5 protein-coding genes are annotated in these 13,301 nt (G+C 35.2%); 3 read left to right on the top strand and 2 right to left on the bottom strand.

Annotated elements, in window-relative coordinates:
* Positions 1–7: 7 nt before the first annotated feature.
* Complete coding sequence (gene bshC / locus ACSVH9_RS09035; RefSeq protein ID WP_438063443.1) at positions 8–1,597, bottom strand: bacillithiol biosynthesis cysteine-adding enzyme BshC; 1,590 nt, start codon at positions 1,595–1,597, stop codon at positions 8–10.
* A 122-nt stretch (positions 1,598–1,719) separates the two neighbouring features.
* Between bshC and ACSVH9_RS09030 the strand changes: the two genes are divergently transcribed.
* Complete coding sequence (locus tag ACSVH9_RS09030; protein WP_438063442.1) at positions 1,720–3,003, top strand: MFS transporter; 1,284 nt, start codon at positions 1,720–1,722, stop codon at positions 3,001–3,003.
* A gap of 41 nt (positions 3,004–3,044) precedes the next feature.
* Here ACSVH9_RS09030 and ACSVH9_RS09025 read toward each other — a convergent pair whose 3' ends face one another.
* Positions 3,045–10,262, bottom strand: coding sequence for a T9SS type B sorting domain-containing protein (locus tag ACSVH9_RS09025; RefSeq protein ID WP_438063441.1), 7,218 nt, complete (start codon positions 10,260–10,262; stop codon positions 3,045–3,047).
* Between the two features lie 188 nt (positions 10,263–10,450).
* On the opposite strand from ACSVH9_RS09025, the gene ACSVH9_RS09020 reads away from it, so the two are divergent.
* Together ACSVH9_RS09020 and ACSVH9_RS09015 are read left to right on the top strand one after the other, a co-directional pair.
* A complete protein-coding gene (locus ACSVH9_RS09020) occupies positions 10,451–12,652 on the top strand; it encodes a B12-binding domain-containing radical SAM protein (protein ID WP_438063440.1) in 2,202 nt (733 codons plus the stop codon).
* Positions 12,653–12,813: 161 nt separating this feature from the next.
* The gene (locus tag ACSVH9_RS09015) at positions 12,814–13,299 is read left to right on the top strand and encodes an acetyl-CoA carboxylase biotin carboxyl carrier protein subunit (protein WP_024980246.1); all 486 of its coding nucleotides are present in this window, start codon (positions 12,814–12,816) and stop codon (positions 13,297–13,299) included.
* The last annotated feature ends 2 nt before the right edge of the window (positions 13,300–13,301 follow it).

Genomic DNA, 13,301 nt, shown 5'->3' with positions numbered 1-13,301 from the left:
GTAGGTTTTAAAAGGTAATAATGGTAAAATTGGTAGACAAAGGTTTTATGTCATCAACTAGTTTATGAATCAGTTGCTCGCCATTTTCTAAATAGAATTCAGCAAAATTGGCTTGACGTTCTTGCAAACTTTGGTTGGGGAAAAGTTCATTTTGAAGTGTCGTGATTCGGCTCAAACTATCGGCTAATTTTCGTTTTTGTGCTTTTAGTAATCGTTTTTCAAGTTGTTCTAGTCCTTTAGTTTGTTTTACTTCTTGCGCTTTTACGGCACCTTCAAAAGAACGGTCGGTTTTGAAAGCGAGTTCATTGAGTGCTTGAAATTGTTGTTGTAATTGCTGTTTCAAATCGCTCAAATCTATTGAGAATTCCGATAATTGTTTCGTTTTGTTGTTGATTAATTGCGCTTGTTTTTGGAATAAATCGCTCCAATTTAGGGCTAAGGCATCGGCTTTTTTTAGCTGTTTTTCAGTGGCTAAAACTACAGAGTTACGTACAATAAGTATTGGGAAAGTTACCTTTACTGCATCAAAAAATGATTTCAATTCTAACCAATACGCTATTTCTCCACCACCACCAATATAGGCTAGATTGGGTAGAATAACTTCTTGATATAAAGGACGCATCACTACATTGGGACTAAATTTTTCAGGATGGTGTTCCAATTCAGCAAGTAGTTCTTGTTCTGAAAACTGAATTTTAGTATTGTTTATTTTGTACAATCCGTCTTCAAAAATAATACGCTCTCTCAAGTCATCTTCTATATAAAACAAATTGATTTCACGCGGATTCACTTGAACGGTATAGTTACCCATTTGATGGATAGTTTCATTTACTTTTGAAAAAGCCGTTTGCTTAATTACCTCTTCCTTAATGAACGGAATAAATTGTCTTTTTAGATTGGCATCATCAGCATCCAAAATGACTAATCCGTAGTCGCCAAATAGAGCATTGGCTAAATATCTGGTAGCGTCTGCTAGATTGGTATGCTTCAAATAAGCTTCTTGAAATAGTGTTTTTAACGTTTCAGCATTGGTACTGCTCCCTAATTCTAGCGAAAAAATGGTTAAAAAATCTTCAAGACCTTCTGTAGATAATCGGCCTACTGGTCCATTACTTTCTCTGTTCCAACAGAATTTTTTCCCTTTAAATGTAAAGTAATTGATTTCTTCAAAATCATGGTCTTCGGTAGCCATCCAATATATTGGAACAAAATTTTGTTCAGGATATTTTTGTTGTAATTCCTTAGTCAGATTGATGGTTGAAATGATTTTATATAGAAAATACAAAGGTCCGCTGAATAAATTCAGTTGATGACCAGTGGTTACGGTATAGGTATTGGAATGATTTAAAAGGTTGATGTTGTTTGAAGTTGCCGTTGAAGCATTGATTTTGGTATATTGGGCTTCAAGAGCAGCAACTAAAACGGCTCTTTTATTGTTTTCGAAGTTGGCTTTCTTTTCTTCTATTTGAGTACCAAAGTTTTCAAGAGTTGGGAATCGATGGTACAATGGCTGTACGTTTGGTTTTTGGTCTAAATAATCATTGATTAGTGAGGAAAAATACCCAGAATTTTGAAAGCTGATACAGTCGGATGGCATAATTAAAATAGATTTAGGGCTAAATTACCAAAAAAAGCGGAATTAAATGGCTTCCCTTTTTGAATAGCAATGCATTTTAACTTATTATTGTAATTCTAAACCACTAACTAAAACCACCACAAATGACCCAAAATACTCCTTCTAAAGGAAAAAATTCATTGCAACATGTGCTTTTCGGCAGTTTGATAGGAACGACCATTGAGTTTTTTGATTTTTATATTTATGCCAATGCCGCGGTATTGGTGTTTCCCCAACTTTTTTTCCCGAGCACAGATGCTACTATGGCTACGTTGCAGTCACTAGCTACGTTTTCTATTGCTTTTTTATCAAGACCTTTGGGTTCGGCTTTTTTTGGACATTTTGGGGATAAGATAGGTCGTAAATTTACCTTGGTAGCCGCATTACTAACGATGGGTGTTTCTACTGTTGCTATTGGTTTTCTTCCAAGTTATGCTAGTATAGGTATAGCCGCACCTTTGTTGTTGATGCTGTGTCGTTTTGGACAAGGCGTTGGTCTTGGAGGAGAATGGGGTGGTGCTGTTTTACTAGCCATCGAAAATGCGCCACCCAACAAAAGAGCTTGGTATGGTATGTTTCCACAGTTAGGCGCTCCTATAGGTTTGTTACTTTCGGGAGGCACTTTTTTGCTTTTAACGGATAGTATGACCAATGAAGATTTTATGAATTATGGTTGGCGAATTCCCTTTATCGCTAGTTCACTTTTGGTAGTGGTAGGTTTTTATATTCGGACTAAAATTTCTGAAACACCTTCTTTTGAGCAGGCTAAAAAAGTAGAGAAAGAAGTAAAAATACCTTTTTTAACCTTACTTGCCTCTTACAAGAATCAATTGATTTTTGGAACATTGGCGGCAGTGACTACTTTTTTGGTTTTTTACTTAATGACAGTATTTACGTTAAGTTGGGCGACCTCTGATTTGGGTTTCACCAAAAGAGATGCTTTGTTGATTCAGCTGTTTTCCGTGCTCTTTTTTGCGCTGTTTATTCCTGTTTCGGCAGTGGTTGCAGATGCTATTGGGCGTCGCAAAATGCTGGTTTGGGCTACTATTGCCATAGCTGTTTTTGGTTTTTTCTTCCAATTTTTTCTCAGTTCAGGAAGTCCTGTAATAGTAACTGTTTTCGTTTGTATCGGAATGGCGTTGATGGGATTCACCTATGGTCCTTTAGGCACCTTTTTGTCGGAGTTGTTTCCTACACAAGTGCGCTATTCAGGAGCTTCCTTGACCTTTAATTTAGCAGGAATATTTGGTGCCGCTTTTGCTCCTATGATTGCCATTTGGCTGGCTACGGATTATGATATTTCGTATGTAGGGTATTATTTGACGGGGGCTGCTTGTCTTTCTTTACTTGCTTTGCTAGCAATTAGTAGAGCTGAGCATAAATTCTAAAATTAAAAAAGGCTGTCCATGTTTTTCGGACAGCCTTTTTTTTATCGTTTTAAGCTAAAGTGGCTTTTAAATTCAGAACCGTTTTTTCGAGTTACCGTGAACCAATAATCCGTAGCTGGAAGTACATGACCAAGATATGTTCCATCCCAAGAATCATTATTTCTTAACTCTTTGACCAGTTTACCATAGCGGTCAAATATCCTAATGGACGAATTAGGTTCTAAATAGTTAAAATCAATTGTCCAAGTATCGTTGAAGCCATCATTATTTGGTGTAAAGAATTTTGGATATGGAAGTTCATCTACCAAATTGATACATTCATTATTTGTAGCATCGAGAATAGTAATTAAAATAGGGATTCGGGTACTCTCGCAATTGTTTACAGTTTGAGAGGCGTAATACGTTGTTCCGTTAGTTAGTAAAGTGGATTCGGATAAACTTGTCGAAGACGTGAGGCTATCGAACCAATTTATATTTTGTCCTAAAATCGATATATCACTAATTTTTGCATTTTTTTGGACACAAAAGGATTGAATTGCTTCTGCTGTTGGTGGAGTACTGTCTTGTATAATTGAAGTAACCGCTAGTCGTTCACTTTCACAATCATTAATTGTTTGTGTTGCAAAGTAGGTTTTTCCGTTTAGGAGAGGAGTCGTGTTTAATAAAAGGTTTCCGCCTACTTGAGCATCATACCACTTGATGGCAGTTCCAGAAATGGTTAAGTCGGAAAGAAGTGGATTATCATCGATACAAAATTGTTGATTGTTTTGCCCTAATGGTAATGGTGTATCCTGAATTCTAATCAGAATTGGAATTCTACTGCTTTCACAACCTATGGTTTGAGAAGCGTAATAGGTGCTATTATTTACTAATAGTTTGTCATTAGCAAGAGTAATTGTCGAAGTGGTACTATCATACCATTTTATATTTTGTCCTGAAATGGCAATATCGCTTAGTTTTGCATTTTCATTTTTACAAAATATCTGGTTAGCATTTCCAATTGGATTTGGAGGGGTATTTACAATTGAAACAGTAATTCCTAATCGCGGGCTTTCGCAATTATTAATAGTTTGAGTAACGTAATAAGTTGTGCCATTAATAAGATTTGTAGTTGCTGCTATGGAAGAACCATTATTAGATGCATCGTACCATTTTATGTTGGTTCCAGTTACTTGAATAGTATCAATGGTTGGATTTTGATTACTACAAAAGGTTTGATTTGTATTTGTAATTGGTGTAGGTGTATTTTGAATATTAATTAAAACAGCAGTTCTCTCGCTTTCGCACCCGTTTAAAGTTTGTGATGCATAATAAGTAACGCCGTTTTGTAAAGAAGTATTACTAGCGAGTAGATTTCCATTGGTTAAAGCATCATACCATTTTACATTTTGCCCAGTGATGGCAATCGAATTTAAAGTTGCATTTTGTTGGATGCAAAAGGTTTGGGGAGAAGTTGAAATTGATGGTTTAATGGTAAAATTAGTAAAGGGTATAAGTGTTACTGTGGTAGCTTCAGAGATACATCCTATTAGATTTTTTACTTTTAAGTAATAAGTTTTTGGATTAAGATTTGTTTGAGTTGCTTTTTTTGTCCAAGTAAAACCATTATCAAAACTATATTCTGAAGCATTTTCATTAATTGTTATAGTTCCGTTGGGATTATTACAATCTGGTTGAATAGTCACATAGTCTGGGTTTTTAGGATAATCTGTAGGAGCATTAATTGTTACTAACAAAGAAGGAGACTCACAACCGCTATTGTTTTTGGTTTTAATTTCATATTTTCCAGGTGATAAATTTCCTGAGTTAGGATCAGTTGTATAGTTAGTTCCGTTATTAAAACTGTATTGGTAAGCTGAGCTAGTAACGTATATAGAACCAAACGGATTACTACAACTTGATGGTTGTGATACTTTTATTGTTGGGATTGAGGGTGCGTCAGGTGGGTTATTAATAGTGGCGGTGTAGGCGAGTGAAGCACAGCTATTGTTAAATTTAACTCTAATTGAATATTTTCCTGGTGATAGAACAGCAGTATTATTCGTTTTCCAAGTATTACCATCATCAAAACTATATGAATTTGCAGCAGTAGTAATAGTAATACTTCCTGTAGATGATTTACAATCTGTGGGATTTGTAATCACAACCTGAGGTGCTACTGGAACTATTGGAGGAGTGTCTATTGTAGCTGGTGTACTGAGTGATATGCAGCCTGAATTGTTTTTTATCATTAAACTATAAGTACCTGGTGAGAGATTTGATTTTGTATTTAACGTTTCAAATGTTAGGCCGTTATCAAAGCTATACAAATCGGCTACTGTGTCTATAAGTATTGAACCTTTAGAGTTTAAACAATCAGGTTGAGTGATTTTGTAAGTAGGTGCAGCTAAAGGAGATAGGGGTGGAATTATTACTTTTGCAGCATCTGATATACATCCTGTTAGATCTTTAATTTTTATGTAGTAAGTGCCAGGAGAAAGATCTGTTTTCGTATTCGAATATACATAGGTTAATCCATTATCATAACTATATGTTGCTGCATTTGTTGTAATTGTAATCGAACCTTTTGATGTATTACAATTTGGAGGAGTAGATGTGTAAGTAGGCGCTGCAATGGTAGATCCAGAACTTAAATTTACTACAGTAGATGCTGATTCGCAATCATAATTATTGGCTTTAATTTTTATAAAATAGGTACCTGCTCCTAAATTTATTTTTGTTGGGTTGTTGGTCCAACTGTTACCATCATTAAAACTATAACTAATACCAGAATTAGTTATAGTAATGCTACCATCAGTTGCGCCACAAGACGAGGGTTGTGTTATTTTTACAGTTGGTCCGAGAGGAATATAAGGAGGATTGTAAATATAGACGTAATTACTATTGGATTGACAACCCGAACTATTTTTTATAATTATATAATACTGACCACTTGCTACATTTTTTTTTACAGGATCTTTTGTCCAAGTAATACCGTTATCAAAACTAATTTGGTCTGCTGAGGTATTTACAATAATTGTTCCCAATGGAGAGCTACATGTTGGTTGTATAGTCGTTATATTTGGTGAAGGTAAGAAGTATTTATTAATATAATAATATTGGGACTGAGATATACAACCTGTAGTATTTTTAATAACAACATTATAAGCTGATGAGGTTGGATTCAATAAAACGGGATTGCTTGACCATGTTGTACCTCCATCAAAACTATAGCTGTCAGCTGGAGTTGTAATGGTAATACTTCCCCCGTCAGCACAACTTGGTTGTATTACTTTTACGTTTGGATTGGGAAGAAAATATGGGGTAATATATAGAAAGAGACTATTGGATTGACAACCATTTGTGTTTTTTATTGCTATATAATAATATCCAGATGTTAGTCCTGTAATTTTAGGGTTTGTTGTCCATGTTGTGCCTCCATCAAAACTGTAATAATCTGCTACTGTTGCAATAGTAATACTACCATTACTTCCGCAAGTAGGTTGAATTATTGTAAAATCTGGATTGGGTAAATAATATTGATTTAGTTGGATAGGGACACTGTAAGGATTTGAAGTACATCCCAATGTGTTTTTTATAACTGGAGAGTATGATTTTGGTATAAGATTATCAAATTTCGGGTTTGTGCTCCATGTTGTTCCACCATCAATACTATACTCAGAAGCAGTTGTTGTAAAGGTTATGCTACCTCCCTTTCCGCAAGTAGGTTGTGTAACCGTGTAAGTGGGACTAGGAAGATTAAAAGGCTCTATATATATTGCATTATAAGCGGATATACAACCTTGTGTGTTTTTTATTGCAGGGTGATAGTATTGTGATGTTAAATTTATAAAGATTGGATTTGTAACCCAATTATAACCATCGATAGTGTAAAAATCAGCAGTTGTATTAAATGTAATCGATCCTTTTGTTCCGCAAAGAGGCTGTACAACTGTGTATTTCGGCTTGGCCAGAGTTGTTGCTTCCAATGAAATGTATACAATTTTGGATAAGCAGTCTGCTTTTTTGATGACTAGACCATAATATCCAGCACTTAAATTAGTAAATACATTATTTGTACTCCAATTTGTACCATAATCAATACTATAATAATCTGCGGAAGTATTAAATACTATATTACCAATATTTCCGCAACTTGGATTGGTATAATTATAGTCAGGTTCTGGAAGATTGGGATCATAAATAGTTATGTAAATAGTGTTTGAAGTACACCCTATGTTGTTTTTTGTGATGATGTTATAATATCCATAAGATGTTAAATTTGTAAGTGATGCATTGGTTCCCCATGTAACACCTCCGTCAAAGCTGTAGGAATCAGCAGTACTATTTATTATGATGCTTCCTGGTGTTGTACAAGTAGGTTGAACAACGGTGTAAGTTGGATCTGCTATATATGGATTATTTAGGTAAACACCATACGCCATAGATTTACAGCCAATACTGTTTTTTATAATTACACTGTAGTAGCCAGCCGGTAATGATTTGCTATTGAGCGTTGACCAAGTCACGCCATTATCGAAGCTATAAAAATCAGATAATGAATTAACAGTGATTTTTCCATTTGCACCACAAGTTGGTTGTTCGACACTAATAAATGGAGAGTTTAAGTAAGGTTCGTATAAATAAACGTATTGTGAATTACTTATGCAACCTGTACTATTCTTTATTTTTATTAAGTAGTTTCCAGGAGGTAAATTTGCAGTATTACTTTTTGTCCAAGTTGCACCATCATCAAAACTGTAGGAGTCAGCTACCGTTGTAATGGTAATGATTCCATCACTTCCGCAAACTGGCTGATAAACTGTGTTTTCGATAGGTGAAGATTGATAATCATATAAATAAAGGTAATCATAGTTTGAAGTGCAACCTAATTTATTTTTGATTCCGATAGAATAATTTCCTGGACTAACATCATTTAATTGATTATTTGTTCCCCATGTTGCACCACCGTCAAAAGTATAGAAATCTGAAACTGTAGTGATAGTTATGTTCCCTTTTTCATTACAAGCGGGTTTGATGTAAGTATAAGTTGGAAGTTCAAGTGATATACTACTAAGTACTACATTGTTCGCTGAAGATTCACATCCTTGGGCGTCTTTTATGCGAATTTTGTAATTTCCAGGTAAGAGGTTTGAAGCTGTTGCATAATTTACCCAAGTTGCACCATCATCAAAACTATAGTAAGAAGAAGGAGTAGTAATTGTTATACTACCAAAATCTCCACAGAACAGAGGGTTTTTAGAAGTATAATTTGGATATAAAGTCGGAACTGCAGAAATGGTTACGCTTTGAGAATAGGATATGCAACCATTCACTGTTTTGATTTTTACCAAATAAACACCAGGATATAAGTTATTCATAGTGTCGTTTTTAATCCAAGTTGTACCATTATCAAAACTGAATTCTGCTGCTGTAGAGGTTACTTTAATACTTCCAGTTGTTGATAAACACGAAGGTTGAGTGACTTGTAATGTTGGTAAAAGAGCTGTTTGGCTTGGTTCGATTTTTACACTAGCAGTGCTACTGCATCCAAAAGAATCCGTAACAGTAACAGAATAATCACCAATGGAAGTTACAGTTATGTTTTGTGTGATTTCACCTGTATTCCATAAGTATGTAGATCCAGAAGAAGCTTTCAATACTGTACTCCCAGAGCAAACATTCAGAATTCCAGTAATATTTGCTGTGGGGTTATTAACTTCTAAATCAGCAGAAATAATTTTAAAGCAAGAAGCATTTTTATTTACTCTTACAAAAATTGAGGTACTCGAAGTTGGATAACTTGTGAAGTTTGTAATTGCATTTATATTTGCTGCTGCATCATTGTAATTTTTGAAAAAACTAAAGCTTAACCCAACTGTCGAGTTTACTATCAAAGAGTTTAACTTAGATAAATCAAAATTTTCACTGCCATCACGATTGGAATCACATTGAGTAAGTTTTGCAGTTTTTACACTTATGTCACAATTTGAATTACAATTTAAAAAAGAAATATCCCAACCTGGGTTTGCATCTGGATCTTTGGCAGAATTAAATATCGTTCCAGAGCAAGCTGTCCCTTGTATATCATAATCTACTTGTACACTAACATTGTAGTTTGCATTTGTTGTATTTGGAAAATCTGAAGCTTTTAGTAAGAAACAAAACTTTTTATTTGTTGTATCAATGCTAGAGGTTGTAGAAGTGCTATAAATTGATATGGCATTGCTATCATACACATTTAATGTTATTTTTTTTACAGTGGATGAGATTCCGCCAGAGTTTGGAAGTGTGTAATCACCGCATACAGATATAGGTAGGGTAGAACATACTTTATTCAGTGGAGCTAATTCAACAGATCCTTGCAAATTTTCTTCAGACCGTAATAAGCAGATATCATCAACATACATATAACCAAAATGCCCGCCAAGGCCACATCTTGAGGCCATAAATTCTACAGTAAATTCTTCGTTATTAGGAATGCTTGAAATGTCTAAATAACCAGATTGCCAATTTGCTGTATACAAAGTAACGAAAGAGGAATCTTGGCTTGGGACTTTTGTAAAAATGCAATTTTTCTCATCTCCAACTAAACAAAATTCGTTAACAACAGCGCCATTTTTGTTTAAAATCCTTGCCTTTACGAAGGCTTGATTGTCAGTATGGCTATTATCATAAACACTTTGAAGGACTGCTTTATAATTAAATTTTAGAAAATTTTCATTGTTTGTTTTGTATCGTTTACCTTGTACAATTGAGCCATAGGTAGAGGAGTTTTCATAGTTTATCTTTAGTGCGTATTGATCAAATGCTTTAATGTCTCCTAGATAAGGGTCAACTAAATTTGCTGAAACACCAGTTGCCATAATCTCAGTGTAATTAGGGTCGTAGCTATTTATAGGTGTATCCGCAATATTTGTAATTGAACGGCATTGAGTTGGTCCAGGTGGATCACCTATGGTGTAAAGGAAATTTTTTATAAAACTATTACCATTAGCTGTTTCATTTTGTTCAAATCCTCCATTTGTACACATTTCAACAGCTTGTTGTGTAATTGCTGATTTAGATGTTTGATGTGTTTTTTTTAAGTCTTGGTATTCTTTTTTTCGTTTTAATTCACGATTTTTTAAAAAAGCTTTTTGTTCTTCCAGCCCTTGAATCAGATGACCATGGCTGTCTTCAATTAATGGAGTAGTGTTTGGATTTGAATTTTTATCTTGTGAAAATACAATTGTAAATTGAAGAAAGAATACGAAAAAGAGAAGTATTGCGGATTTCATTATGAAAATTTTGTTAAAGCAAATGTATAACAATTATTTTTTTTAATGTTAAAAATACTACTTTTTTGTATTTATGTTTTGCAAAAGTGATATTAATAAATTGTGCTGATATTGTTTTAATAATGTGAGTTAGGCTATAGCTAAAAAACAATTTTTATCCCTTATTTTTGCATCAAAACAATACCGCTTTGAAACCAAAACTCTTCCTCATCACGCCACCGTTTACGCAACTGAATACCCCGTATCCAGCGACGGCGTATATCAAAGGATTTTTGAATACCCTTGAGGTGCCCTCAGAGCAAGCGGATTTGGGTATTGAGGTGATTTTGAAATTATTTTCGAGAGAGGGATTGAGCCCCCTAACCCCCAAAGGGGGAACTAGCAACTTGTCTGATAATGCGAAAAGAATAGTAGCACTTTGGGACGAATATCTCAAAACCATAGATTCAGTGATTGCTTTTTTGCAAGGCAAAAATCCAACCTTGGCTTTGCAAATTTGTCAAGAAGACTATTTACCCGAAGCCTCTCGTTTTGCGCAATTGGAGGAGTTGGATTGGGCTTTTGGTACAATGGGAACACAGGATAAAGCCAAACATTTGGCAACTTTGTACCTTGAAGATATTTCGGATTTTATAGTGGAATGTGTCGATGAAAATTTTGGTTTTAGTCGCTATGCCGAGCGTTTGGGTCGAAGCGCCAATTCATTCGACGAGCTGTACGAGGCTTTGCAAAAGGAACCTAGCTATATTGATGGTATTTTACTATCTATTTTGGAAGAAAAAATAGCCAGAATAAAGCCTGAATTGTTTCTGATTTCTGTGCCTTTTCCTGGGAATTTGTATAGCGCTTTTCGTTCGGCTCAATGGGTGAAAAAGCACTATCCGAATATTAAAATTGCAATGGGAGGTGGTTTTCCCAATACCGAATTGCGTTCGCTTTCGGACGCTCGAGTGTTTGAGTTTTTCGATTTTATTACTTTAGACGACGGGGAGCTTCCGGTTGAATTACTAATTTCTAATATTCAAAATCCAAATACCAAAGAATTCAAACGAACTTTTATTCTAGAAGAAGGAAAAGTCGTTTATAAAAACAATGCTTCAAGACCTGATTACAAACAATCTCAAGTTGGTACTCCAGATTATACGGATTTGCTGTTGGATAAATACATTTCGGTAATCGAAGTGGTAAATCCGATGCATCGAATGTGGAGCGATGGGCGTTGGAACAAGTTAACGATGGCGCATGGCTGTTATTGGGGTAAATGTACTTTTTGTGACATTTCTTTGGATTACATCAAAATCTACGAACCTATAGCTGCCAATTTGTTGTGCGACCGAATGGAAGAAATGATGACACAAACAGGTCAGAATGGCTTTCATTTTGTTGACGAAGCAGCACCACCAGCTTTAATGCGAGCTTTAGCACTCGAAATTTTACGCCGAAAATTATCGGTTACTTGGTGGACGAATATCCGTTTTGAGAAAAGTTTTTCGACCGATTTATGTCGATTACTCAAAGCTTCAGGTTGTATAGCGGTTTCGGGTGGTTTGGAAGTAGCTTCTGACCGATTGTTGCAATTAATTGATAAAGGAGTAACGGTTGAGCAAGTGGCCAAAGTGACTCGCAATTTTACGGAATCGGGTATTATGGTGCATGCGTATTTGATATACGGTTACCCAACCCAAACGGTTCAAGAAACGATAGACAGTCTCGAAATGGTGCGTCAATTGTTTGAAGCGGGAGTGTTGCAATCCGGATTTTGGCATCAGTTTGCCATGACTGCCCACAGCCCCGTGGGATTGTATCCAGAAAAATTTGGGGTTACACCAGAACTCCTTCCATTACAAGGTTCAGAGAAGGGAATTTTTGCCATCAATGACATTAATTATACCGATAAAACAGGCATTGACCACGAAAAGTTTAGTTTCGGACTGAAGAAATCGTTGTTCAATTTTATGCACGGTATTTGTTTCGACTTTGAGCTGCAAGAATGGTTTGACTTTAAGATTCCAAAAACCAAAATTCACCCTGATTTTATTTTTAATGCACTTCAAGAAGAAGAAAATTTCACCACAAAACCTACAGCCAAAGTAGTTTGGTTGGGAGGAAAACCGACCGTAGACTATTTTACAAAATCCAAAAAAGGCAATTCTTGGGAACTCGCTAAATTGACCTTTCACGATAAAAAAGAAAGTTTTGCTGTTCAAACCAATAAAGCCGAAGGCGAATGGTTGGTTGCTATTTTAGACAAAATTGCGGTTTCACAATCCAAAGTGTATTCTTTTCAAGAAATTAAAGCTGATTTTGAAGACCATTTATCCGATTTTGAGCTGTTTTGGTACTCAAAACCGATGCAAACGTTGCGCTCCTTTGGATTATTAATTTTGTAATTTATTTACACTTTTCTTTCGAAATCTATCGTTAGAAAAACCAATTTTCATTATTTCTTTTAAAACAGTTTACTACTTAGTATTTTTTGTATAAAACTTACTTTAACTGTGTTACGAAAACGTTTTCTTTAATTACATTTACCAGTACTAAAAACGTAAACATGAGTAGTAGTTATCAACTAAAAGTAAATGATACTTTTCATTTCGAATGCGATGCAGCCTCAGCCAATGCGCTAGATGTGGTTGCGACAACTGACAATCAATTTCATATTTTAAGTGAAAACAAGCGGTATCAAGCTCAGATTGTAGCTGCTGATTTTCATAAGAAGGAATACACTATTGAAGTGAACAATTCAGTGTATACTGTCGCCATTGCTGACGCTTTGGACCTTTTGATTAAAGAAATGGGATTTGATACTAGCACGGTCCAAAAAGTAAATGCCATCAAAGCACCTATGCCTGGTTTAATTTTAGAAATCAATGTGAGTGTGGGACAAACCGTTCAAGAAAACGATAATTTACTCATTTTGGGAGCGATGAAAATGGAAAACAGTTTTCAATCGCCACGAAATGGAGTAATCAAATCGATTGCAGTAGCTGTTGGCGATGCTGTAGATAAAGGACAATTGTTGGTAGAATTTGAATAGAA

The sequence above is a fragment of the Flavobacterium sp. RSSB_23 genome, from assembly GCF_051547145.1.
In the GTDB taxonomy this organism is placed as follows: Bacteria; Bacteroidota; Bacteroidia; order Flavobacteriales; family Flavobacteriaceae; genus Flavobacterium.
Note: the sequence above shows the minus strand (reverse complement) of the source record. Positions and strands in the feature narration are given on the sequence as shown.

Bases quoted from the DNA above. Each gene is read 5' to 3' on its own strand.
- bshC (WP_438063443.1), bottom strand. From the start codon at position 1,597: ATGCCATCCGACTGTATCAGCTTTCAAAATTCTGGGTATTTTTCCTCA.
- ACSVH9_RS09030 (WP_438063442.1), top strand. From the start codon at position 1,720: ATGACCCAAAATACTCCTTCTAAAGGAAAAAATTCATTGCAACATGTG.
- ACSVH9_RS09025 (WP_438063441.1), bottom strand. From the start codon at position 10,262: ATGAAATCCGCAATACTTCTCTTTTTCGTATTCTTTCTTCAATTTACA.
- ACSVH9_RS09015 (WP_024980246.1), top strand. From the start codon at position 12,814: ATGAGTAGTAGTTATCAACTAAAAGTAAATGATACTTTTCATTTCGAA.